Source organism: Flavimobilis soli, from assembly GCF_002564025.1.
GTDB classification, from domain to species: domain Bacteria; phylum Actinomycetota; class Actinomycetes; order Actinomycetales; family Cellulomonadaceae; genus Flavimobilis; species Flavimobilis soli.
On the sequence record NZ_PDJH01000001.1, the window covers coordinates 1,161,331 to 1,184,476 of the forward strand.

Annotated in this window: 23 protein-coding genes; all 23 read right to left on the minus strand. The window is 67.3% G+C overall.

Annotated elements, in window-relative coordinates; genetic code table 11:
* Nucleotide 1: 1 nt before the first annotated feature.
* The 23 genes from rplE to ATL41_RS05425 all read right to left on the minus strand — a co-directional run bounded on the left by rplE (nucleotide 2) and on the right by ATL41_RS05425 (nucleotide 23,145).
* A complete protein-coding gene (gene rplE, locus ATL41_RS05315) occupies nucleotides 2-562 on the minus strand; it encodes a 50S ribosomal protein L5 (RefSeq protein WP_098457547.1) in 561 nt (186 codons plus the stop codon).
* Nucleotides 562-912: a 50S ribosomal protein L24 gene (rplX, locus tag ATL41_RS05320; protein WP_098457548.1), complete on the minus strand. Its 351-nt coding sequence runs from the start codon at nucleotides 910-912 to the stop codon at nucleotides 562-564. Before rplX ends, rplE begins: the two co-directional genes overlap by 1 nt.
* Nucleotide 913: 1 nt before the next feature.
* Complete coding sequence (gene rplN, locus ATL41_RS05325) at nucleotides 914-1,282, minus strand: 50S ribosomal protein L14 (protein WP_098457549.1); 369 nt, start codon at nucleotides 1,280-1,282, stop codon at nucleotides 914-916.
* 122 nt (nucleotides 1,283-1,404) lie between these two features.
* Nucleotides 1,405-1,692 (minus strand): 30S ribosomal protein S17, encoded by a 288-nt coding sequence (gene rpsQ, locus ATL41_RS05330; RefSeq protein ID WP_098457550.1) that lies wholly within the window; start codon nucleotides 1,690-1,692, stop codon nucleotides 1,405-1,407.
* A gap of 7 nt (nucleotides 1,693-1,699) precedes the next feature.
* On the minus strand, nucleotides 1,700-1,939 hold the full coding sequence (rpmC, locus tag ATL41_RS05335; protein ID WP_098457551.1) for a 50S ribosomal protein L29: 240 nt from the start codon (nucleotides 1,937-1,939) through the stop codon (nucleotides 1,700-1,702).
* Nucleotides 1,939-2,358: a 50S ribosomal protein L16 gene (gene rplP, locus ATL41_RS05340; protein ID WP_098457552.1), complete on the minus strand. Its 420-nt coding sequence runs from the start codon at nucleotides 2,356-2,358 to the stop codon at nucleotides 1,939-1,941. The genes rpmC and rplP overlap by 1 nt, the downstream gene beginning before the upstream one ends.
* Nucleotides 2,359-2,360: 2 nt before the next feature.
* Nucleotides 2,361-3,179 carry a 30S ribosomal protein S3 gene (gene rpsC / locus ATL41_RS05345; RefSeq protein WP_098457553.1) on the minus strand — a complete coding sequence of 273 codons (819 nt, stop codon included), beginning with the start codon at nucleotides 3,177-3,179 and terminating at the stop codon, nucleotides 2,361-2,363.
* A gap of 2 nt (nucleotides 3,180-3,181) precedes the next feature.
* Nucleotides 3,182-3,595, minus strand: coding sequence for a 50S ribosomal protein L22 (rplV, locus tag ATL41_RS05350; protein ID WP_098457554.1), 414 nt, complete (start codon nucleotides 3,593-3,595; stop codon nucleotides 3,182-3,184).
* Nucleotides 3,592-3,873 (minus strand): 30S ribosomal protein S19, encoded by a 282-nt coding sequence (rpsS, locus tag ATL41_RS05355; RefSeq protein WP_098457555.1) that lies wholly within the window; start codon nucleotides 3,871-3,873, stop codon nucleotides 3,592-3,594. The genes rplV and rpsS overlap by 4 nt, the downstream gene beginning before the upstream one ends.
* A 14-nt stretch (nucleotides 3,874-3,887) precedes the next feature.
* Nucleotides 3,888-4,724, minus strand: a complete 837-nt coding sequence (gene rplB / locus ATL41_RS05360; RefSeq protein WP_098457556.1) for a 50S ribosomal protein L2 — start codon at nucleotides 4,722-4,724, stop codon at nucleotides 3,888-3,890.
* Nucleotides 4,725-4,756: 32 nt separating this feature from the next.
* Nucleotides 4,757-5,059: a 50S ribosomal protein L23 gene (rplW, locus tag ATL41_RS05365; protein ID WP_098457557.1), complete on the minus strand. Its 303-nt coding sequence runs from the start codon at nucleotides 5,057-5,059 to the stop codon at nucleotides 4,757-4,759.
* Nucleotides 5,056-5,751 (minus strand): 50S ribosomal protein L4, encoded by a 696-nt coding sequence (rplD, locus tag ATL41_RS05370; protein WP_098457558.1) that lies wholly within the window; start codon nucleotides 5,749-5,751, stop codon nucleotides 5,056-5,058. Before rplD ends, rplW begins: the two co-directional genes overlap by 4 nt.
* Nucleotides 5,752-5,755: 4 nt before the next feature.
* Nucleotides 5,756-6,415, minus strand: coding sequence for a 50S ribosomal protein L3 (rplC, locus tag ATL41_RS05375; protein WP_098457559.1), 660 nt, complete (start codon nucleotides 6,413-6,415; stop codon nucleotides 5,756-5,758).
* 16 nt (nucleotides 6,416-6,431) lie between these two features.
* On the minus strand, nucleotides 6,432-6,740 hold the full coding sequence (gene rpsJ / locus ATL41_RS05380; protein ID WP_098457560.1) for a 30S ribosomal protein S10: 309 nt from the start codon (nucleotides 6,738-6,740) through the stop codon (nucleotides 6,432-6,434).
* Between the two features lie 487 nt (nucleotides 6,741-7,227).
* Nucleotides 7,228-8,418 carry an elongation factor Tu gene (gene tuf / locus ATL41_RS05385; RefSeq protein ID WP_098457561.1) on the minus strand — a complete coding sequence of 397 codons (1,191 nt, stop codon included), beginning with the start codon at nucleotides 8,416-8,418 and terminating at the stop codon, nucleotides 7,228-7,230.
* 130 nt (nucleotides 8,419-8,548) lie between these two features.
* Nucleotides 8,549-10,651 carry an elongation factor G gene (gene fusA / locus ATL41_RS05390; protein WP_098457562.1) on the minus strand — a complete coding sequence of 701 codons (2,103 nt, stop codon included), beginning with the start codon at nucleotides 10,649-10,651 and terminating at the stop codon, nucleotides 8,549-8,551.
* A gap of 94 nt (nucleotides 10,652-10,745) precedes the next feature.
* On the minus strand, nucleotides 10,746-11,216 hold the full coding sequence (gene rpsG, locus ATL41_RS05395) for a 30S ribosomal protein S7 (RefSeq protein WP_098457563.1): 471 nt from the start codon (nucleotides 11,214-11,216) through the stop codon (nucleotides 10,746-10,748).
* Nucleotides 11,216-11,590: a 30S ribosomal protein S12 gene (rpsL, locus tag ATL41_RS05400; protein ID WP_098457564.1), complete on the minus strand. Its 375-nt coding sequence runs from the start codon at nucleotides 11,588-11,590 to the stop codon at nucleotides 11,216-11,218. Before rpsL ends, rpsG begins: the two co-directional genes overlap by 1 nt.
* Nucleotides 11,591-12,183: 593 nt before the next feature.
* A complete protein-coding gene (locus tag ATL41_RS05405; protein WP_098457565.1) occupies nucleotides 12,184-16,065 on the minus strand; it encodes a DNA-directed RNA polymerase subunit beta' in 3,882 nt (1,293 codons plus the stop codon).
* A 123-nt stretch (nucleotides 16,066-16,188) separates the two neighbouring features.
* On the minus strand, nucleotides 16,189-19,698 hold the full coding sequence (rpoB, locus tag ATL41_RS05410; RefSeq protein ID WP_098457566.1) for a DNA-directed RNA polymerase subunit beta: 3,510 nt from the start codon (nucleotides 19,696-19,698) through the stop codon (nucleotides 16,189-16,191).
* A 277-nt stretch (nucleotides 19,699-19,975) separates the two neighbouring features.
* Entirely contained in the window at nucleotides 19,976-20,887 is a 912-nt protein-coding gene (locus tag ATL41_RS05415) for a hypothetical protein (protein ID WP_143556576.1), read from the minus strand.
* An 83-nt stretch (nucleotides 20,888-20,970) separates the two neighbouring features.
* Nucleotides 20,971-21,711, minus strand: coding sequence for an FHA domain-containing protein (locus ATL41_RS05420; RefSeq protein WP_098457568.1), 741 nt, complete (start codon nucleotides 21,709-21,711; stop codon nucleotides 20,971-20,973).
* Between the two features lie 39 nt (nucleotides 21,712-21,750).
* The gene (locus ATL41_RS05425) at nucleotides 21,751-23,145 is read right to left on the minus strand and encodes an FHA domain-containing protein (RefSeq protein WP_098457569.1); all 1,395 of its coding nucleotides are present in this window, start codon (nucleotides 23,143-23,145) and stop codon (nucleotides 21,751-21,753) included.
* Nucleotide 23,146 lies beyond the last annotated feature (1 nt).

The window sequence follows — 23,146 nt, forward strand, 5'->3', positions numbered from 1 at the left end:
GTCAGTTCTCCTTGAAAGGGAAGCCGAGGAGACGGAGGAACGCGCGGCCCTCGTCGTCGGTCTTCGCGGTCGTGACCACGGTGATGTCCATGCCGCGAACCCGGTCGATCTTGTCGGGGTCGATCTCGTAGAACATCGACTGCTCGTTCAGGCCGAACGTGTAGTTGCCGTTGCCGTCGAACTGCTTCGCCGAGAGGCCGCGGAAGTCGCGGATGCGGGGAAGCGCGACCGACAGAAGACGGTCGGCGAACTCCCACATGCGGTCGCCGCGCAGCGTGACGTGGGCGCCGATCGGCATGCCCTCACGGAGCTTGAACTGAGCGATGGACTTGCGGGCCTTGGTGACCTGCGGCTTCTGACCCGTGATGGCCGTGAGGTCGCGGATGGCGCCCTCGATCAGCTTCGAGTCCTTGGCGGCGTCGCCGACACCCATGTTGACCACGATCTTGGTCAGGCGCGGGACCTCGTTGACGTTGCCGTACGAGAACTGCTCGCGCATGGCGGCGACGATCTCGTCGTTGTAGCGCGCCTTGAGGCGCGGCTTCGCGGTGGTCTCAGTCATCAGATGTCCTTCTCGGCGTCGCCGTGGCCGCGGGTCACGCGGACACGAGCGGTGCGGGTGCGACCGTCACGCTCGACGGTCTCGGTGCGAGCGCCGAGACGCTTGCCACGCTTGGCGTCGGCGTCGTAGTACTGCACGTTGCTGATGTGGATCGGGGCCTCGACGGTCTCGATGCCACCGGTGCGCGAACCGCGCGCCGTCTGGCCAGCCTTGACGTGCTTGGTGACACGCTGGACACCCTCGACGATGACGCGGTCGGAGTCCTTGAGGACCTCGAGGACGCGACCCGTCTTGCCCTTGTCACGCCCGGCGATGACCAGGACCTGGTCACCCTTCTTGATCTTCGCCATGTCAGATCACCTCCGGAGCCAACGAGATGATCTTCATGAAGCGCTTGTCACGCAGCTCACGACCGACCGGGCCGAAGATACGGGTGCCGCGGGGCTCCCCGTCGTTCTTCAGGATGACGGCGGCGTTCTCGTCGAACTTGATGTAGGAACCGTCCGGGCGGCGACGCTCCTTGACGGTGCGGACGACGACGGCCTTGACCACGTCACCCTTCTTGACGTTCCCGCCAGGGATTGCATCCTTGACGGTAGCGACGATGGTGTCGCCGATTCCGGCGTAGCGACGGCCCGAGCCACCGAGTACACGGATGCAAAGGATCTCCTTGGCACCAGTGTTGTCGGCGACGCGAAGTCGCGACTCCTGCTGGATCATTTACTGAACTCCTGTCGTCGAGCTGGTTCTCGCGCGTGCGAGCCTTGCCGAACGGATACTTTCTGGAACTGCGGCAGGGCGAAGCCTATCGTGTCGATCGACCTCGCCCCGCCGAGCACGTGCTACTTGGCCTTCTCGACGATCTCGACGAGGCGCCAGCGCTTGGAGGCGGACAGCGGCCGCGTCTCCATGATAACGACCAGGTCGCCGATGCCGGCCGAGTTCTGCTCGTCGTGGGCCTTGACCTTGCTCGTGCGGCGGATGACCTTGCCGTAGAGCGGGTGCTTCACGCGGTCCTCGACCTCGACCACGACGGTCTTGTCCATCTTGTCGCTCACGACGTAGCCGCGGCGCGTCTTGCGCTGGTTGCGCTCGGCCTCGACCGCCGCTGCGGTGGTGTTGTCGCTCATGTCAGTCTCACTCACTCACGCTCGGGGCGGTACGGATGCCGAGCTCGCGCTCACGCAGGATCGTGTAGATCCGCGCGATGTCGCGGCGAACGGCCTTGAGACGGCCGTGGCTCTCCAGCTGGCCGGTGGCCGACTGGAACCGCAGGTTGAAGAGCTCCTGCTTCGCCTTCTCGAGCTCAGCAGCCAGACGGTCGTTGTCGAACCCGTCGAGCTCGGTGACAGCAAGATCCTTGCTACCGATAGCCATCAGTTCACACCACCCTCGCGCACCACGAAACGGCACTTCATCGGAAGCTTGTGCATCGCACGGCGCATGGCCTCACGGGCCAGGGCCTCGTCGACACCGGCCAGCTCGAAGACGATGCGGCCCGGCTTGACGTTGGCGACCCACCACTCCGGCGAACCCTTACCGGAACCCATTCGGGTCTCAGCGGGCTTCTTGGTCAGCGGACGGTCCGGGTAGATGTTGATCCACACCTTTCCACCACGCTTGATGTGACGCGTCATGGCGATACGAGCGGACTCGATCTGACGGTTGGTGACGTAGGCGGGCTCGAGAGCCTGGATGCCGTACTCACCGAAAGCGATCTGCGTACCGCCCTTGGCAGCACCCGAGCGGCTCGGGTGGTGCTGCTTGCGGTGCTTGAGCCTGCGCGGGATCAGCATGCTCAGGCCTCCGTTCCGGTCTCGACGGCCGCGGGCGCCTCCTGGGCGGGGGCCTCGGCCTGTGCGGGCGCCTCGGCGGTGGCCGGACGCTCCTGGCGACGACCGCCGCGCGCGGGACGGTCGTTGCCGCCACGCCCGCGACCACGCGGAGCCTGGGAAGCCTGCTCGCGAGCAAACTCCTTCTCCGTCATGTCGCCCTTGTAGATCCAGACCTTCACGCCGATGCGGCCGAAGGTCGTGCGGGCCTCGAAGAAGCCGTAGTCGATGTTCGCGCGGAGCGTGTGCAGGGGCACACGGCCCTCGCGGTAGAACTCCGAACGGCTCATCTCGGCGCCGCCGAGACGACCGGCGCACTGGACACGGATGCCCTTGGCGCCGGCACGGAGGGCGGACTGCATGCCCTTGCGCATGGCACGGCGGAACGACACGCGGCTCGCGAGCTGCTCAGCGATGCCCTGGGCGACCAGCTGAGCCTCGATCTCGGCGTTCTTGACCTCGAGGATGTTCAGCTGGACCTGCTTGCCCGTGAGCTTCTCGAGCTCGCCGCGGATGCGGTCGGCCTCGGCGCCACGGCGACCGATGACGATGCCCGGACGCGCCGTGTGGATGTCCACGCGGACGCGGTCACGGGTGCGCTCGATCTCGACCTTGGCGATCCCGGCGCGCTCGAGGCCGGTGGCCATGAGCCTGCGGATCTCGACGTCCTCGCGGACATAGTCGCGGTAACGCTGGCCAGGCTTGGTGCTGTCGGCGAACCAACGCGACCGGTGGTCGGTGGTGATGCCGAGACGGTACCCGAGCGGGTGAACCTTCTGTCCCACTGTCAGGCCCCCTTCTTCTCTTCGCGCGGCTCAACGACCACGGTGATGTGGCTCGTGCGCTTGAGGATGCGGCTCGCGCGCCCCTGTGCCCGGGGGCGGAAGCGCTTGAGCGTCGGACCCTCGTCGACCATGAGCTTGGTCACGACGAGCTTCTCGCGGACGAGACCCTGGTTGTTGACCGCGTTAGCGGCAGCCGACTCGATGACCTTGTAGACGTTCTCGGCCGCTGCCTGCGGGGCGAACTGGAGCGCGGTCAGCGCGTCGTCGACGCTCTTCCCACGGACCAGGTCAGCCACGCGGCGGACCTTCTGCGGCGTGGCACGCACGAAGCGTGCGACCGCGAAGTCGCCAGCGACGTCTTCGCCGAGAAGGTTCTTGCGCTTCGCGCTGATCTCCTTCTGAGCTCCTGCGCTCATCGCCTTCTACCCTTCTTGTCGTCCTTCACGTGACCGCGGAAAGTGCGGGTCGGGGCGAACTCGCCCAGCTTGTGGCCCACCATCGACTCGGTCACGAAGACAGGCGTGTGCTTCCGGCCGTCGTGCACGGCAAAAGTGTGTCCGAGGAAGTCGGGCGTGATGACCGACCGACGGGACCACGTCTTGATGACGTTCTTGGTCCCGGCCTCGTTCTGTGCGTCGACCTTCTTCTGAAGGTGTCCGTCGACGAAAGGACCCTTCTTCAGGCTGCGTGGCATCTGTCAGGCTCCTATCAGCGCTTCTTGCCAGTACGACGGCGACGCACGATGAGCTTGTCGCTCGCCTTGTTCGGACGGCGGGTGCGGCCCTCGGGCTTGCCCCAGGGGCTGACCGGGTGACGACCACCGGACGTCTTGCCCTCACCACCACCGTGCGGGTGGTCGATCGGGTTCATCACGACACCGCGGACGGTCGGGCGGACGCCCTTCCAGCGCATGCGGCCGGCCTTGCCCCAGTTGATGTTCGACTGCTCGGCGTTGCCGACCTCGCCGACGGTCGCGCGGCAGCGCGCGTCGACGTTGCGGATCTCGCCGGACGGCATACGCAGCTGGGCGTAGGGGCCGTCCTTCGCGACGAGCTGGACCGAGGTGCCAGCCGAACGGGCGATCTTCGCGCCGCCACCGGGACGGAGCTCGATGGCGTGGATGACCGTACCGGTCGGGATGTTGCGCAGCGGCAGGTTGTTGCCGGGCTTGATGTCGGCGCTGGGACCAGCCTCGACGAAGTCGCCCTGCTTCAGCTTGTTCGGCGCGATGATGTAGCGCTTCTCGCCGTCCGCGTAGTGCAGGAGGGCGATGCGGGCGGTGCGGTTGGGGTCGTACTCGATGTGAGCGACCTTGGCCGGCACGCCGTCCTTGTCATGACGACGGAAGTCGATGACGCGGTACGCACGCTTGTGGCCGCCACCCTTGTGACGGGTGGTGATACGACCGGTGTTGTTGCGGCCACCGGTCTTCGTCAGCGGACGAACCAGCGACTTCTCCGGCTCCGACCGCGTGATCTCGACGAAGTCGGCGACGCTTGCGCCGCGGCGCCCCGGCGTCGTCGGCTTGTACTTACGGATTCCCATGGGGATATGTCCTCAATCTGCTATCGCCGGCGTCAGCCGACCGGGCCGCCGAAGATGTCGATCGAGCCCTCGCGGAGGGAGACGATCGCACGCTTGGTGTCCTTGCGCTTACCGATGCCGAACTTCGTCCGCCGCGACTTGCCCTTGCGGTTGATCGTGTTGACGGAATCGACCTTGACGCCGAAGACCTTCTCGACCGCGATCTTGATCTCGGTCTTGTTGGCACGGGGGTCCACGACGAAGGTGTACTTGCCCTCGTCGAGCAGCCCGTAGCTCTTCTCGGAGACGACCGGCGCGATCAGGATGTCGCGCGGGTTCTTCTGAAGCTCGCTCACTTGGCGTCCTCCTCGGTGATCTCAGCGGACGAGGCCACGGCCGTGGCGGACGGACCCTTTGCGGGGCCGGCCACGAACGCCTCGAGAGCCGCCTGCGTGAAGACCACGTCGTCCGAGATGAGCACGTCGTACGTGTTCAGCTGGTCGGCGACCAGGAGGTGCACCTGCTCGACGTTGCGGAGCGACTTGAGCGTGAGCTCGTCGCCACGCTCGAGCACGACGAGCACGTTCTTGCGCGACGAGAGGTTCGCCAGCGCAGCCACAGCAGCCTTGGTCGACGGCTTGCCGTCGATACCGAAGCCCGTGACGACGTGCACGCGGCCGTTGCGCGCGCGGTCGGAGAGCGCACCGCGGAGGGCGGCAGCCTTCATCTTCTTGGGGGTGCGCTGCGTGTAGTCACGCGGCGTCGGCCCGTGCACGACGCCACCACCGGCGAAGTGCGGGGCGCGGGTCGAACCCTGACGGGCGCGGCCGGTGCCCTTCTGCTTGTAGGGCTTCTTGCCACCACCGCGGACCTCGGCCCGCGTCTTGGTGTCAGCCGTACCCTGGCGGGCGGCAGCGAGCTGCGCGACCACGACCTGGTGGATCAGCGGGACGTTCGTCTGGACGTCGAACACCTCGGCGGGAAGCTCGGCGGTGCCGGCCTTCTTGCCCTTGGCGTCGATGACGTCGACGGTCAGCGTGTCAGCCATGATGTCAGGCTCCCTTCACGGCGCTGCGCACGAGGACGACGCCGCCCTTGGGGCCGGGAACCGCGCCCTTGACGAGCAGCAGACCCTTCTCGGCGTCCACGGCGTGGATCGTCAGGTTCTGGGTGGTCTTGCGGGCGTTGCCCATGCGACCAGCCATCTTCATGCCCTTGAACACGCGCGACGGCGTCGAGGCGCCACCGATCGAGCCGGGCTTGCGGTGGTTGCGGTGCGCACCGTGCGAGGCGCCGACACCGTGGAAGCCGTGACGCTTCATGACACCCGCGGTGCCCTTGCCCTTGGTCGTGCCGACGACGTCGACCACGGCACCGGCGGCGAACGCCTCAGCGGTGATCTCCTGGCCGAGGCTGTACTCGGCCGCGTCGGAGGTACGGACCTCGGCGACGTGACGGCGCGGCGTGACGCCCGCCTTCTCGAAGTGACCGGTCAGCGGCTTGCTGACACGGCGCGGGTCGACCTGGCCGTACGCGAGCTGGACGGCGCTGTAGCCGTCTGTGTCAGCGTTGCGGACCTGGGTGACCACGTTGGTGCCGACGGAGACGACGGTCACGGGCACGAGGCGACCGGCCTCGTCCCAGAGCTGCGTCATACCGAGCTTCGTGCCGAGCACAGCCGTCACCGGCTTGTTGTTCTGAGGGGTAGTCATCTTTTCTCCTCCCCGATCAGAGCTTGATCTCGATGTTCACGTCCGCAGGGAGGTCGAGACGCATGAGCGAGTCGACTGCCTTCGGCGTGGGATCGATGATGTCGATGAGGCGCTTGTGCGTGCGCATCTCGAAGTGCTCGCGGCTGTCCTTGTACTTGTGAGGCGACCGGATGACGCAAAAAACGTTCTTCTCCGTCGGCAACGGCACCGGGCCCACGACCGTCGCACCAGCGCGAATCACCGTGTCGACGATCTTGCGCGCCGAACTGTCGATGACTTCGTGGTCGTAGGACTTGAGCCGGATGCGGATCTTCTGTCCCGCCATGGCGTCGTCTGACTCTCTCTCTCGAACCGCTACTGTCCGACCCCCGCGCTCGGGCGTGTCGCATGTGCGTCACGCCCGAACCCGATCACCCGGGTGGGTGCTGGGCCGTTGGTGATGTGCTGGTCCACATCCCGCGAGGCGGGGTGCGCGCCTTCCACAACGTCTTCTTGTCTGACGGGGGCTCATCGCGAGGTATCTCGATCTGTACGCACAGAGAGTCCACCTCGCGATTTCACGCGGATCAACACACTGTTCGATACATGAATGAGCGCGCCCGTAACAGGCAACCTGAACATCTTGCCACGGGAACGGTGCCCAGCACAAACCCTTGTCCTAGTGACGTGCGACGCACGCGCGCTCGGGCGCGTCGCGGGCGCAGGCCTCTGACGCAGCAGGGCCCGCCTCGAGACGAGGCGGGCCCTGCTGTTGTGCTCAGCTGCCGGCGATGCCGGCGAACCAGGCGTCTAGCTCATCGGTGACCAGAGGGTCACTTGATGATCTTGGTGACCTGGCCGGAGCCGACGGTGCGGCCACCCTCACGGATGGCGAAGCCGAGGCCCTCCTCCATGGCGATCGGCTGGATGAGCTCGACCGACATCTCGGTGTTGTCGCCGGGCATGACCATCTCGGTGCCCTCGGGCAGCGTGATGACGCCGGTGACGTCCGTCGTACGGAAGTAGAACTGCGGACGGTAGTTCGAGTAGAACGGGTTGTGACGGCCACCCTCGTCCTTGCTGAGGATGTAGACACGAGCCTCGAACTGCGTGTGCGGGGTGATCGAACCCGGCTTCACGACGACCTGGCCGCGCTCGACGTCCTCACGCTTGATGCCGCGGAGCAGAAGACCGGTGTTGTCACCAGCCTGCGCCTCGTCCATCGACTTGTGGAACGTCTCGATGCCCGTGACCGTGGTCTTCTGCGCGGGGCGGATACCGACGATCTCGACGTCGGAGTTCACCTGGAGCGCACCACGGTCGACCTTGCCGGTGACGACGGTGCCACGACCGGTGATCGTGAAGACGTCCTCGATCGGCATGAGGAAGGGCTTGTCGAGGTCACGGACCGGGTCCGGGATGTTGTTGTCGACAGCCTCCATGAGGTCCTCGACGGACTTGACCCAGGTCGGGTCACCCTCGAGCGCCTTGAGGCCCGAGACGCGGACGACCGGAGCCTCGTCACCGTCGAAGCCCTGCGAGGAGAGGAGCTCGCGCACCTCCATCTCGACGAGCTCGAGGATCTCCTCGTCGTCGACCATGTCGGACTTGTTCAGCGCGACCAGCAGGTAGGGAACACCAACCTGGCGGGCGAGCAGAACGTGCTCACGGGTCTGAGCCATCGGGCCGTCGGTCGCCGCGACCACGAGGATCGCGCCGTCCATCTGAGCGGCACCGGTGATCATGTTCTTGATGTAGTCAGCGTGACCAGGCGCGTCGACGTGCGCGTAGTGGCGCTTGTCGGTCTCGTACTCGATGTGCGAGATGTTGATCGTGATGCCGCGCTGCTTCTCTTCGGGCGCCTTGTCGATCTCGTCGAACTTGAACTCAGGGTTCACGTCCGGGAACTTGTCGTGCAGCACCTTGGAGATGGCCGCCGTCAGCGTCGTCTTACCGTGGTCGACGTGACCGATGGTACCGATGTTGACGTGCGGCTTGGTCCGCTCGAACTTGGCCTTCGCCACTGGGGTCCTCCTGGGACTTGGGTAGTTGTGCCGAACGATGCAGCTGCTCGCCCCGAGGGGCGGAGCATCTGCCGGGCGTGCGGGTCGCTACAGGTTGATGGTTGTTACTGGATGGTCGACCTGTGGGGACTCACTCGCCCCGGGTCTTCTTGATGATCTCTTCGGCAACGTTCCGAGGGACCTCGGAGTAGCTGTCGAACTGCATCGAGTACACAGCGCGACCCTGGGTCTTCGACCGCAGGTCACCGATGTACCCGAACATCTCGGAGAGCGGCACCTGAGCGCGCACCACCTTCACGCCCGTCGCATCCTCCATGGACTGGATCATGCCACGACGAGAGTTGATGTCGCCGATGACGTCGCCCATGTACTCCTCGGGCGTACGCACCTCGACCGCCATGACCGGCTCGAGAAGAACCGGGTCTGCCCGCTTGACGCCCTCCTTGAGGACCATCGAGCCGGCAATCTTGAACGCCATCTCGGACGAGTCGACGTCGTGGTACGCGCCGTCGAGCAGGGTCGCCTTGACGCCCACGAGGGGGAAGCCGGCGAGCACACCGAGCTGCATGGCAGCCTGGATGCCCTGGTCGACGGACGGGATGTACTCACGCGGGATACGACCACCGGTGACGGCGTTCTCGAACTTGTAGAGCTCGCCCTCGGAGGTGTCGAGCGGCTCGAAGGTCACCTGGACCTTGGCGAACTGGCCCGAACCACCGGTCTGCTTCTTGTGCGTGTACTCGATCTTCTCCGCCGCGCGGCGGATGGTCTCGCGGTACGCGACCTGCGGCTTGCCGACGTTGGCCTCGACCTTGAACTCGCGACGCATGCGGTCGACGAGGATGTCGAGGTGGAGCTCGCCCATACCGCCGATGACGGTCTGGCCGGTCTCCTCGTCGAGCTTGACGCGGAAGGTCGGGTCCTCCTCGGCGAGCTTCTGGATCGCGACGCCGAGCTTCTCCTGGTCGGCCTTCGTCTTCGGCTCGATGGCGACGTCGATGACGGGCTCCGGGAAGGTCATCGACTCGAGGATGACCGGCGCGTCCGTGGCGCAGAGGGTGTCACCGGTGGTGACGTCCTTCAGACCGATGAACGCGTAGATGTGGCCGGCCGAGGCCTCCTCGACCGGGTTCTCCTTGTTGGAGTGCATCTGGAAGAGCTTGCCGATGCGCTCCTTCTTGCCCTTGGTCGAGTTGAGCACCTGGGCGCCCTGCGCGACCTTGCCCGAGTACACGCGGACGTAGGTGAGCTTGCCGAAGAAGGGGTGCGCCGCGACCTTGAACGCGAGCGCCGCGAAGGGCTCCGAGGCGTCCGGGTGGCGCGTGATGACCTTCTCCTCGTCCTTGACGTCCGTGCCGTCGATGGCGGGGACGTCGAGGGGCGACGGGAGGTAGTCGATGACGGCGTCGAGCATGGGCTGGACGCCCTTGTTCTTGAACGCCGAGCCGCAGAGGACCGGGAAGGCCTCGCCGGCGATGACGAGCGTGCGGATGCCGGACTTGATCTCGGCGATCGTGAGCTCCTCGCCACCGAGGTACTTCTCGAGGAGAGCCTCGTCGGCCTCCGCGACGTCCTCGATGAGCTGGGCGCGGTACTCCTCGGCCTTCGCCTGGAGGTCGGCCGGGATCTCCTCGATCTCGTACTGCTCGCCGAGCTTCGTCTCGCCGCGCCACACGAGCGCCTTCATCTCGAGCAGGTCGACGACGCCGACGAAGTCGTTCTCGGCGCCGATCGGCAGCTGGATGACGAGCGGCTTCGCCTTGAGGCGGTCGACGATCGTCTTGACGGTGAAGTAGAAGTCCGCACCGAGCTTGTCCATCTTGTTGACGAAGCAGATGCGCGGGACGTTGTACTTGTCAGCCTGGCGCCAGACGGTCTCCGACTGGGGCTCGACGCCCTCCTTGCCGTCGAACACGGCGACAGCACCGTCGAGGACGCGGAGCGAACGCTCGACCTCGACCGTGAAGTCGACGTGGCCCGGCGTGTCGATGATGTTGATCTGGTTGTTCTTCCAGTAGCAGGTCGTCGCGGCCGACGTGATCGTGATGCCGCGCTCCTGCTCCTGCTCCATCCAGTCCATCGTCGACGCGCCGTCGTGCGTCTCACCGAGCTTGTAGTTGACACCCGTGTAGAACAGGATGCGCTCGGTGGTCGTCGTCTTACCAGCATCGATGTGGGCCATGATGCCGATGTTGCGGACCTTGTTCAGGTCGGTCAGCACGTCAAGTGCCACGGTGGTGTTCCCCTTTAGCGGTGGAGGTCGTACGTCGGGGGGCTCGAGCCCAGGTGCCCGAAGGCGCCCCGGGTGACCGGGGCGCCGTTCGGAATTACCAGCGGTAGTGCGCGAAGGCCTTGTTGGACTCGGCCATCTTGTGCATGTCCTCACGGCGCTTGACAGCGGCACCGAGGCCGTTGGAGGCGTCGAGGATCTCGTTCATGAGACGCTCGGTCATCGTCTTCTCGCGGCGAGCGCGCGAGTAGTCGACGAGCCAGCGCAGCGCGAGGGTGGTCGCACGCGTCGGGCGAACCTCGACGGGAACCTGGTAGGTCGCGCCACCGACGCGGCGCGAGCGGACCTCGAGCGCCGGGCGGATGTTCTCGAGCGCACGCTTGAGCACGACGACGGGGTCACCGTCGACCTTGCCGCGAACACCCTCGAGGGCGCCGTAGACGATCGCCTCAGCGGTCGACTTCTTGCCGTCCAGGAGGACCTTGTTGACGAGCTGGGTGACGACGGGCGATCCGTAGACCGGGTCGACGATGAGCGGCCGCTTCGGGGCCGGACCCTTACGAGGCATCAGGCCTTCTCCTTCTTCGCGCCGTAGCGGCTACGCGCCTGCTTGCGGTTCTTGACGCCCTGCGTGTCGAGCGCGCCGCGCACGATCTTGTAGCGGACACCGGGGAGGTCCTTCACACGACCGCCGCGCACGAGCACGATCGAGTGCTCCTGCAGGTTGTGGCCGACGCCGGGGATGTACGCCGTGACCTCGATCTGGCTCGAGAGGCGCACACGGGCGACCTTCCGGAGCGCCGAGTTCGGCTTCTTGGGGGTGGTGGTGTACACGCGGGTGCACACGCCGCGCCGCTGCGGGGAGCCCTTGAGGGCCGGGGTCTTCGACTTCCCGACCTTGGACGTCCGCCCCTTGCGGACGAGCTGCTGGATCGTAGGCACTACGTCTCCGTGTCTTCTCGAGCTGTGCGGGTGGTCCCGCAGGTTTGGTCTGTGTCGCGCCGCCAGCATCGGCGCACACCTCCGTCTACTTCCGTAGACGGAACGCCAACTACCACCGGCTCGATGGTCCAGCTCCCCTGGTCTTGCGACCCGGCTCGCCGGAATGCCCGCCTCGTCGTCGGTCGCATCCGCTCACCAGGGGCGGTGCCGATCCACGGGAGACCGGCGCGTCCCGGACCGAGGCCCGACGCGCCGACTTCTCGCGGATCGATTCCGCAGGCCACCGTGCTCCTGGTGTGCAGGAGGCTGCCCTACCCGAAGACCGGGAGCGCTGGCAGCGCATGCGGATGCCCGACGACACGGGCACGAATGCCTACGTTATCCGCGCGGGTGCTGCGGTGTCAAAGGGCTCAAGGACCGTGCGCCGGTGACCTGCCTCACCGGAAGGCCGCCGACGGCAGCCCGTCAGCGGCCCTCCCCGTGGCCACGGTCGCGACGTCGACGAACCCTGCGGCGCGTGCCCCCGGACGACGACGAGGGGCCCGCCGCATGCGCGGCGGGCCCCTCGTTCAGAGCTTTCGGCAGCTCTCAGATCACTGGAAGTCGCCGAAGTCGATCTCGTCGAGCGGGATCGCGTCGCCCGAGCCCATGCCGAGCGTCGGAAAGTCGATCTCGTCGTAGCCGAAGGTCGGGTAGAGCTCCGCCTTCGCCTCCTCCGTCGGCTCGACCTCCACGTTGCGGTAACGCGGAAGACCGGTGCCGGCCGGGATGAGCTTACCGAGGATGACGTTCTCCTTGAGGCCGAGCAGCGGGTCGCGGCGACCGCTCATGGCGGCCTCCGTGAGCACGCGGGTCGTCTCCTGGAAGGACGCCGCCGACAGCCACGAGTCCGTCGCGAGCGACGCCTTCGTGATGCCCATGAGCTCAGGACGACCGGCCGCGGGCGCGCCGCCCTCGGCGACGGCCGCACGGTTGCGGTCCTCGAAGCGCGTGCGCTCCGCGAGCTCGCCCGGCAGCAGGTCCGTGCCACCCGACTCGAGCACGGTCACGCGACGCAGCATCTGCCGCACGATGACCTCGATGTGCTTGTCGTGGATGTCCACACCCTGCGAGCGGTAGACCTCCTGCACCTCGTCCACGAGGTGCTTCTGCGTGGCGCGCGGGCCGAGGATGCGCAGGACCTTCTTCGGGTCCACCGCACCCTGGACAAGCTGCGTGCCGACCTCGACGTGCTGGCCGTCCTCGACGAGGAGGCGAGCACGCTTCGTGACGGGGTACGCGATCTCCTCGGAGCCGTCGTCGGGCGTGAGCACGAGACGACGAGAACGCTCGGCCTCGTCGATCGTGATGCGACCCGAGTACTCGGCGATGGGGCTCTCACCCTTGGGGGTGCGAGCCTCGAAGAGCTCGGTGACACGCGGCAGACCCTGCGTGATGTCGTCTGCGGAGGCGACACCACCCGTGTGGAACGTACGCATGGTCAGCTGCGTACCCGGCTCACCGATCGACTGCGCGGCGATGATGCCGACAGCCTCGCCGATGTCCACGAGCTTGCCGGTCGCGAGCGAACGGCCGTAGCACTTGGCGCACGTACCGACGCGCGACTCGCACGTCAGGACCGAACGGACCTTGAGCTCCTCCACGCCAGCCTCGACGAGGGCGTCGATCAGGACGTCGCCCACGTCGTCGCCCGGCTCGCCGAGGACCTTGCCGTCGACCTCGACCCGGCTCGCGAGCGAGCGCGAGTAGATGCTCGTCTCGACCTTCGGGTGACGACGGTAGACGCCGTCGGGCCCCTTCTCCGAGACCGGGAGCAGCAGGCCGCGCTCGGTGCCGCAGTCCTCCTCGCGGACGATGACGTCCTGCGACACGTCCACCAGACGACGGGTCAGGTAACCCGAGTCGGCGGTACGCAGCGCGGTGTCGGCAAGACCCTTACGGGCACCGTGCGTCGCGATGAAGTACTCGAGGACGGAGAGGCCCTCGCGGTAGTTCGACTTGATCGGACGCGGGATGATCTCACCCTTCGGGTTCGCCACGAGACCACGCATACCGGCGATCTGACGGACCTGCATCCAGTTACCACGAGCACCCGAGCCCACCATGCGGTAGACGGTGTTGCGGGCGTGGCTCTCGAAGTTCTCCTTCATGACCTTGGCGACCTTGTCGGTGGCCTGGGTCCAGATCTCGATGAGCTCCTGACGACGCTCGTCGTCGGTGATCAGACCCTTCTCGTACTGCTGCTGGACCGTGAGGGCCTTGGCCTCGTGGTCCTCGAGGATCTGACGCTTCTCGAGCGGCGTGTTGACGTCCGAGATCGCGATGGTGACGCCGGAGCGCGTCGCCCAGCGGAAGCCCGCGGCCTTGAGCGCGTCGAGCGACTCGGCGACCTCGACCTTCGGGTACTTCTCGGCGAGCTCGTTGACGATCGCGGAGAGCTGCTTCTTGTCGACGACGCCGTTGACGTACGGGTAGTCGACCGGGAGCGTCTCGTTGAACAGCGCACGGCCCAGGGTCGTCTCGAACAGGATCGGCTGACCCTGCTCCCAGCCCTCGGGAGCCTCGAAGCCGTGGACCGGCGGGACGAGGTCGTCCATGCGGATCTTCACGGTCGCGTTGAGGTCGAGAGTGCCCTGGTCGAACGCCATGATCGCCTCGGCGACCGAGGAGAACGCACGGCCCTCGCCCTTCGCACCCTCGCGGTCCGACGTCAGGTGGAACAGACCGATGATCATGTCCTGCGAGGGCATGGTCACCGGACGGCCGTCCGACGGCTTGAGGATGTTGTTGCTCGACAGCATGAGGATGCGGGCCTCGGCCTGCGCCTCTGCCGACAGGGGCAGGTGGACAGCCATCTGGTCACCGTCGAAGTCAGCGTTGAACGCTGCGCAGACGAGCGGGTGCAGGTGGATGGCCTTGCCCTCGACGAGCTGGGGCTCGAACGCCTGGATACCCAGACGGTGCAGCGTAGGTGCACGGTTGAGCAGCACCGGGTGCTCGGTGATGACCTCTTCGAGGACGTCCCACACGACCGGCTTCGCGCGCTCGACCATCCGCTTGGCGGACTTGATGTTCTGCGCGTGGTTGAGGTCGACGAGACGCTTCATGACGAACGGCTTGAAGAGCTCGAGCGCCATCTGCTTCGGCAGGCCGCACTGGTGCAGCTTGAGCTGCGGGCCGACCACGATGACCGAACGGCCCGAGTAGTCGACGCGCTTGCCAAGCAGGTTCTGACGGAAACGACCCTGCTTGCCCTTGAGCATGTCGGAGATCGACTTGAGCGGGCGGTTGCCCGGGCCGGTCACCGGACGTCCGCGACGGCCGTTGTCGAACAGCGCGTCGACGGCCTCCTGGAGCATGCGCTTCTCGTTGTTCACGATGATCTCGGGAGCACCGAGGTCGAGCAGACGCTTCAGGCGGTTGTTGCGGTTGATGACGCGGCGGTACAGGTCGTTCAGGTCCGACGTCGCGAAGCGGCCACCGTCGAGCTGCACCATCGGGCGCAGGTCCGGCGGGATGACCGGGACGGCGTCGAGCACCATGCCGGTGGGCGAGTTGGTCGTCGTGAGGAACGCGTTGACGACCTTGAGGCGCTTGAGAGCGCGGGTCTTCTTCTGGCCCTTGCCCGTGCGGATGATCTCGTGGAGAGCAGCCGACTCGGCCTCGAGGTCGAAGTCCTGCAGGCGCTTCTGGATCGCCGCGGCGCCCATCGAGCCCTCGAAGTAGTTGCCGTAGCGGTCCTGGAGCTGGCGGTAGAGCAGCTCGTCACCCTCGAGGTCGGCGACCTTGAGGTTCTTGAACCGGTCCCAGACCCGCTCGAGGCGGTCGAGCTCGGCGTCCGCACGCTTGCGGATCTGAGCCATCTCGCGCTCGGCCGAGTCGCGGACCTTGCGGCGCGCGTCAGCCTTGGCACCCTCGGCCTCGAGGGCCGCGATGTCCTGCTCGAGACGCTGGGCGCGAGCCTCGATCTCGGCGTCGCGACGGTCGGTGATCTCCTTCTTCTCCAGGTCGATCTCGTTCTGGAGGTTGGGGAGGTCTTCCTGACGACCGGCCTCGTCGACCGAGGTGATCATGTACGCCGCGAAGTAGATGACCTTCTCGAGGTCCTTCGGGGCGAGGTCCAGCAGGTAGCCCAGACGCGAGGGCACACCCTTGAAGAACCAGATGTGGGTGACGGGAGCGGCGAGCTCGATGTGGCCCATGCGCTCACGGCGCACCTTCGAGCGCGTGACCTCGACGCCACACCGCTCGCAGATGATGCCCTTGAAGCGCACGCGCTTGTACTTGCCGCAGTAGCACTCCCAGTCCCGGGTCGGGCCGAAGATCTTCTCGCAGAAGAGGCCGTCCTTCTCGGGCTTGAGGGTGCGGTAGTTGATGGTCTCGGGCTTCTTGACCTCACCGTGGGACCAGGCGCGGATGTCCTCCGCGGTGGCCATTCCGATGCGCAGCTCGTCGAAGACATTGACGTCGAGCAAGGTGTTCCTACTTCCTTGGTTCGCCGGGCGGTCGTGGATCCGTCGCCGGCGCTATGGAGGCTGAAGAATGTGTCAGGTCGCGCCGCCCGCATCGCTCACGCGGAGCGGGCGGCGCACCCGATATCAGATCTCGTCGATGCTGGAGGCAGCGTTCGGACGGCGGGACAGGTCGATGCCCAGCTCCTCCGCAGCGCGGTACACCTCGTCGTCGGACTCGCGCATCTCGATCGAGACGCCGTCGCTCGACAGCACCTCGACGTTCAGGCAGAGCGACTGCATCTCCTTGAGAAGCACCTTGAACGACTCAGGGATGCCCGAGTCGGGGATGTTCTCGCCCTTGACGATCGCCTCGTAGACCTTGACACGGCCGGGGACGTCGTCGGACTTGATCGTGAGCAGCTCCTGGAGCGTGTAAGCGGCGCCGTAGGCCTCGAGGGCCCACACCTCCATCTCACCGAAGCGCTGGCCACCGAACTGTGCCTTACCACCCAGCGGCTGCTGCGTGATCATCGAGTACGGTCCGGTCGAGCGCGCGTGGATCTTGTCGTCCACGAGGTGGTGCAGCTTCAGGATGTACATGTAGCCGACCGAGACGGGCTCCGGGAATGGCTCGCCGGAGCGGCCGTCGAAGAGACGCGCCTTGCCGTCGGTGCCGACCATGCGGTCGCCGTCGCGGTTCGGGATGGTCGCGCCCATGAGACCCGTGAGCGCGTCCTCCTCGAGACCGTCGAAGACCGGCGTCGCGAGCGGGCGGCCCGGCTCCGACTGGTGAGCGACCTCGGGCAGCGACTTGAGCCACTCGAGGTCACCCTCGGCGAGCTTGACGTCGTAGCCCTGCGCGGCGATCCACCCGAGGTGGACCTCGAGCACCTGGCCGACGTTCATACGACCGGGGACACCCATCGGGTTGAGGATGATGTCGACCGGCGTGCCGTCGGCGAGGAACGGCATGTCCTCGACCGGCAGGATCGTCGAGATGACGCCCTTGTTGCCGTGGCGGCCGGCGAGCTTGTCACCTGCGGTGATCTTGCGGCGCTGGGCGATGTACACGCGCACGAGCTCGTTGACGCCGGCGGGCAGCTCGTCGCCGTCCTCGCGACGGAACTCCTTGACGCCGATGACCGTGCCGGACTCGCCGTGGGGCACCTTGAGGGACGTGTCACGCACCTCGCGCGCCTTCTCGCCGAAGATCGCACGGAGCAGGCGCTCCTCCGGGGTCAGCTCGGTCTCACCCTTGGGCGTGACCTTGCCGACGAGCACGTCGCCGGCGCCGACCTCGGCACCGATGCGGATGATGCCGCGCTCGTCGAGGTCAGCGAGGACGTCCTCGGAGACGTTCGGGATGTCCCGGGTGATCTCCTCAGGGCCGAGCTTCGTGTCACGAGCGTCGATCTCGTGCTCCTCGATGTGGATCGAGGAGAGGACGTCGTCCTGGACGAGGCGCTGCGACAGGATGATCGCGTCCTCGTAGTTGTGGCCCTCCCACGACATGAACGCGACGAGGAGGTTGCGGCCGAGAGCGAGCTCGCCGCCGTCGGTCGCAGGACCGTCGGCGAGGACCGAGCCGGCCTCGACACGGGTGCCCTCCTCGACCAGCACGCGCTGGTTGTAGGACGTGCCCTGGTTCGAGCGTCGGAACTTCGCGATGCGGTAGCTCGTCGTGGTCGCGTCGTCGTTGGCGACGACGACGAGGTCTGCGGAGACCTCGCGGACCACACCGGGCTTGGTCGCGACGACGACGTCACCGGCGTCGACCGCGGCACGCCACTCCATGCCGGTACCGACGAGCGGAGCCTCGGAGCGGACGAGCGGCACGGCCTGACGCTGCATGTTCGCGCCCATGAGCGCGCGGTTCGCGTCGTCGTGCTCGAGGAACGGGATGAGCGCGGTCGCGACCGACACCATCTGGCGCGGGGAGACGTCCATGTAGTCGACGCTCGTGCCGGGCACGATCTCGACCTCGCCGCCCTTCGTGCGGACGAGCACGCGCTCGTCGACGAAGGAGCCGTCGGGGTTCAGCGCCTGGTTCGCCTGGGCGATGATGTGGCGGTCCTCGTCGTCGGCGGTGAGGTACACGACCTCGTCCGACACACGGCCGTTCTCGACCCGGCGGTACGGCGTCTCGATGAAGCCGAACGGGTTGATGCGACCGAAGGACGCGAGCGAGCCGATGAGGCCGATGTTCGGGCCTTCAGGGGTCTCGATCGGGCACATGCGGCCGTAGTGCGACGGGTGGACGTCACGGACCTCCATGCCGGCGCGGTCGCGGGAGAGACCGCCCGGGCCGAGCGCGGAGAGGCGACGCTTGTGCGTCAGGCCCGCGAGCGGGTTGTTCTGGTCCATGAACTGCGAGAGCTGCGACGTCCCGAAGAACTCCTTGATCGACGCCACGACGGGGCGGATGTTGATCAGGGTCTGCGGGGTGATCGCCTCGACGTCCTGCGTCGTCATGCGCTCGCGCACGACGCGCTCCATCCGGGACAGGCCCGTGCGGACCTGGTTCTGGATGAGCTCGCCGACGGCGCGGATGCGACGGTTGCCGAAGTGGTCGATGTCGTCCGTCTCGGCGCGCACCTCGACGGCCTCGCCGTTCTTGACGCCGGGGATCGTGGGGACGTCGGCGTGCAGCGCGGCGAGGTACTTGATCGTCGCGACGATGTCGCCGACGGCGAGGACCGAGTCGTGCAGGTCGGCGTCGCGGCCGAGCTTCTTGTTCAGCTTGTAGCGGCCGACCTTCGCGAGGTCGTAGCGCTTCGCGTTGAAGTAGAAGTTGTCGAGCAGGTTGCGGCCGGCCTCGACGGTCGGCGGCTCGCCCGGGCGGATCTTGCGGTAGAGGTCGACGAGGGCCTCGTCCTGCGTCTGGACGTTGTCCTTCTCGAGGGTGTCGAGGACGGCCGGGAAGTCCTTGAACTCCTCGCGGATCTCCGACTCGGTCAGGCCGAGGGCCTTGAGCAGGACGGTGACGGACTGCTTGCGCTTACGGTCGACGCGGACGCCGACGGCGTCGCGCTTGTCGATCTCGAACTCGAGCCACGCACCGCGCGACGGGATGATCTTCGCGGAGAAGATGTCCTTGTCGCTCGTCTTGTCGGCGATGCGCTCGAAGTAGACGCCCGGCGAGCGGACGAGCTGCGAGACGACGACGCGCTCGGTGCCGTTGATGATGAACGTGCCGCGCTCCGTCATGAGCGGGAAGTCGCCCATGAAGACGGTCTGGCTCTTGATCTCACCGGTGTTGTAGTTCACGAACTCGGCCGTGACGAACAGTGGCGCGGCGTACGTGAAGTCCTTCTCCTTGCACTCCTCGGCCGTGTACTTCGGCGGCTCGAAGCGGTGGTTGGAGAAGGAGAGGGACATCGTGGACCCGAAGTCCTCGATCGGGGAGATCTCGGCGAAGATCTCCTCCAGACCGGAGGTGTCGGGGACGTCGCGGCGACCAGCCTCGACAGCGGCGGCGACGCGCGCCTGCCACTTCTCGTTGCCGAGGAGCCAGTCGAAGCTCTCGGTCTGCAGCCCGAGGAGGTCAGGAACCTCGAGGGGCTCGAAGATCTTGGCGAACGACAGTCGCCTGGATGCCGTGCGGTTGGCGATCGCATCGGCGGACGGAGCATTAGGGATGCGCGAGGCAGCCAAGAGGGGTCCTTCCCTGCGGTTCGTGAGCTCTGCGGCGGTCGTGGTTGGTGCGATCCCCCGGCCTCATCGCGCGTCGGTCGCCTAGGCACGACGTCGGCTACGATGGGTTATCTGAGATTGCAGGCACAGGCCAGCGCAAAGCGCTAGCATAACCGACGCAGTCTCGTCGAGCAAGGGACGCCCCTGTGCGCTCTGTCTCCCTCGTCGCAGACCCGTGCGCCACTCCCCACGAAGCGACGCCGCCCGCCCGCGAGTCGTCCTCTGAGCTCCGCAGAACCTACTTGTCGGCGAACAGGTCGTTGATCTCCGTCTGGTTGGGCTGCAGGTAGACCTTGTACTCGACGACGTCGTCGTAGACGCTGAGCGGCACCTGGTTTCGCGTGGTACCTGAGGAGTCCCCGCCTGAGATCGGGATCCTCACGTCGATCCGGCCGCCGAACTCCGCCTTCCCCTCGGTCTCATGAAAGGCCTTCGTCACGACGTCCCCCTGCGCATCGAGACCCACCACCGTCAGGTACTCGACGGAGCCCGTGTGGCGCGGCATGCCCGCTCGGACAGCCCCTAGCTCGACGGACACGGGGAGGACCGCGTCCTTGCCCTCCCCCTCGATCTCGCCGACCTCAGCCTCGAGCTCGTAGTAGTCGTCGATGAGCGGGTTTCGCTGCGAGCCCGTCTGCCCGGTCGTCACCTCGTGCCCGGCTACGCCGTCCTTGGCGTCAGCCAGCTCGACCAGCTCCGTCAGGTCGAACGCCTGGAAACGGTAGGACTGCCCCGGCTGCAGCGGCACTCGGACGTCCTCCCGCCCGGACACGCCGTCGATCGCCACGTCGAGGTTCAGATCGAACATGCAGGGGACGTCGAGCTCGTTCGTCACCGTGACCGGGACGTATGCCCGCCACGTCCGCCCGAGGCTCTCGGCCCACTCGTCGCCGGTCGCGGTGGTCGGCTTGCCGAAGTCGAGCGTGAGGTCCCCGTCCTTCACCGTGCCCGCCGCGCACCACCGGGAGGCGTCGATCGTGCGCTCGGGCGAGGGCGTCGCCGACGGGGACGACGGCGAGGTGGGGGCTGCGGCACTCGTCGTCGCAGGGATCGTCGGCTCAGCACCTCCTCCGCTGCACGCGCTGAGCACGAGAGAGGCGGCTGCCGCCGACACCGTCGCTCCGACCATGGCCCAACGACGGCTCAGCACGCGCACTACCTCCACAGGGATCGACAGACCTGGTTGGAAACTACGTTCAACGCACCCTGCTCGCAACTGTTGGTGCGCCCCTGTCACCACGCCGCACGGTCGACCAGCATGAGCACGACGTCGCCCACCCCGACGCGAGCTCCGGGCTGCAGCACGACCGCCTCCATCGGTGCGATCCGCACCCCGTCGATCTCGACGCCATTGGTCGAGGCGTTGTCGATGATCGAGCACGTGTCCCCGTCCACCTGGACGATCGCGTGCTTCTTGCTCACCGTGTCACCCGCGACCGCGATGTCCACCCGGGCCCGCCGACGACCCAACACCGTGATCGGCTTCGTGAGCCACACGGTCGCTCCGGTCGAGAGGTCCTGCAGCCCGAACCGCTGCACGGCGGGCTGACCGGCAGACGGCTCCGCGTGACGCGGGTACCCGAGAGGAGTCTCCTCGGGTACGGCGTGCTCCGGCGTCGGAACACCTGTCGGCGGTGCGGCGGCCACTGCGCCAGCGCCCTGGGGATGGACCGGCCCACCAGGGTGGGCAGCCGGCACGCCCGGGATCGCAGGCAAGGCCGCCGGGGCGCTGGGTGCTGCAGGTGCCGGCGGAGCCGCAGCGGCCGCCGAGGTGGCGATCGCCGGAACGGCACCAGCAGTCTCCGCGGCCGCGGCGCGCGCCGCCGCCTTGGCCGCGGCGCGCGCCCTCCGACCGCGGTCGTAGCGTTCCTTGTTCTCCTTCGAGTAGTGCTGGAGAAGGTAGGCGAGCGACACGTGGTCCTCGGCCTCCGGCTCGAGCGTCGCAGCCGCGCGCGCCGCGGGGACGGGCTGCACCGCCTGGGGTGCCCCTGCTGGTACCTCCGCGCGTGGGCCTCAGGCGTCAGCCATGAAGATGAGGACCTCGTCGCCGATCCCGATCCGGTCACCCGAGCTCAGCATGACCGGCTCGAAGGCCGCGATGCGCTGGCCACCGATCTCGACGCCGTTGGTCGAGCCGTTGTCCGTGATCGACCAGCCCTGCGCGCTGCGGATGACGGTCGCGTGGTTCTTGCTGACCGTGTCGCCGCTGATCGCGACGTCCACCCGCGCGCGTCGACGACCGATGACGGTCACGGCCTGGGTCAGGAGGATCATCTCGCCCGTGCTGGTCCGCTGGAGCCGAGCGCGCCCGGTTCCCGCCGCGACCGCAGCCTGGACCTCGTCAGGGACCTCCTCCCGCACGCCGCGGGCGCCGACGTGGATGGTGTGCTCGAAGGGGGTGTCGGCGACTGCTCCGCGCGCGTCAGCGGGGAGGGACGCCGGGGCCGACGCCGCGACGGGGGCCGTGTGCGTGACGGCCGGAGGTGCGGGTGGGACGCCGGGGGCGACCGCCGCCTGTGCGGCGTGCGCCTGCGCCGCGTGCGCCTGCGCGGCGGACGCGGCGCTCGCCGCAGCAGCGCGCGCCTTGCGCTGCCGGTCGTAGATCTCCTTGTTCTCCTTGGAGTAGTGCTGGAGCAGGTAGAGCAGCGACATCTTCTTCTCGCCGTCGGACCCGGGCGAAGCGGGAGCGGCAGGAGCCGGGACGGGCGGCGACGAGGACGGCGCTCCCGGAACCGCATACCCGTAGCTCGCAGGGGTGCCCGCACCCGGGGCTGCTGACGCGTGAGGGGCGGCGGGGCCCTCGCGGCCCCCCGCCGGCTCGACCGTGCGGGGGTCGCCGAACGGCGACGCGACCTGCTTCCGGGGCGCCTCGATGTCCTTGACCGCACGCGCGAGCACGCGCAGGTCCGCACCGCTGCCAGCTGCCGTCAGCACGTTCACGAGCTCTGCGACGTAGGCGCGGTCCTCCTCCCTGTCGATCCAGAGCTGGAGGAGCGCGTCCCTCAGCACGGTCGCGACGTCGTCGGGCTCGCGCTCACGCACGGGGAGGCAGAGGAGCACGGGCTCGCACGACGACGGGTCGACGTACAGGTGCTCGCGCGTCACCAGGAAGGCGTGCTGGTCGATCATGTACCGGTCCGCCTCGAGCAGGGTCTCGAGGACCCCGTAGACGAGCGCGAGCACCTGCTCGCGGCGCAACGGGCGGTCCACGAGCCCGACGAGCGGCACGGAGCCCGCGACGTCGTAGCGGACCACGGTCGTCGCGTCGATCGTGGAGCGGGACGCGGGCGCCACGTGCGGGACCTGGTTGTGGGAGATCATGCCCCACACGACAGAGTCGAACGTGTCGTCGACCCCGAAGGTCGCGACGACCTGGTGGCCGTCGACGGTCCTCTCGATATGTGCCACC

Bases quoted from the DNA above. Each gene is read 5' to 3' on its own strand.
- rplE (WP_098457547.1), bottom strand. From the start codon at position 562: ATGACTGAGACCACCGCGAAGCCGCGCCTCAAGGCGCGCTACAACGAC.
- rplX (WP_098457548.1), bottom strand. From the start codon at position 912: ATGGCGAAGATCAAGAAGGGTGACCAGGTCCTGGTCATCGCCGGGCGT.
- rplN (WP_098457549.1), bottom strand. From the start codon at position 1,282: ATGATCCAGCAGGAGTCGCGACTTCGCGTCGCCGACAACACTGGTGCC.
- rpsQ (WP_098457550.1), bottom strand. From the start codon at position 1,692: ATGAGCGACAACACCACCGCAGCGGCGGTCGAGGCCGAGCGCAACCAG.
- rpmC (WP_098457551.1), bottom strand. From the start codon at position 1,939: ATGGCTATCGGTAGCAAGGATCTTGCTGTCACCGAGCTCGACGGGTTC.
- rplP (WP_098457552.1), bottom strand. From the start codon at position 2,358: ATGCTGATCCCGCGCAGGCTCAAGCACCGCAAGCAGCACCACCCGAGC.
- rplV (WP_098457554.1), bottom strand. From the start codon at position 3,595: ATGAGCGCAGGAGCTCAGAAGGAGATCAGCGCGAAGCGCAAGAACCTT.
- rpsS (WP_098457555.1), bottom strand. From the start codon at position 3,873: ATGCCACGCAGCCTGAAGAAGGGTCCTTTCGTCGACGGACACCTTCAG.
- rplB (WP_098457556.1), bottom strand. From the start codon at position 4,724: ATGGGAATCCGTAAGTACAAGCCGACGACGCCGGGGCGCCGCGGCGCA.
- rplD (WP_098457558.1), bottom strand. From the start codon at position 5,751: ATGGCTGACACGCTGACCGTCGACGTCATCGACGCCAAGGGCAAGAAG.
- rplC (WP_098457559.1), bottom strand. From the start codon at position 6,415: ATGACTACCCCTCAGAACAACAAGCCGGTGACGGCTGTGCTCGGCACG.
- rpsJ (WP_098457560.1), bottom strand. From the start codon at position 6,740: ATGGCGGGACAGAAGATCCGCATCCGGCTCAAGTCCTACGACCACGAA.
- rpsG (WP_098457563.1), bottom strand. From the start codon at position 11,216: ATGCCTCGTAAGGGTCCGGCCCCGAAGCGGCCGCTCATCGTCGACCCG.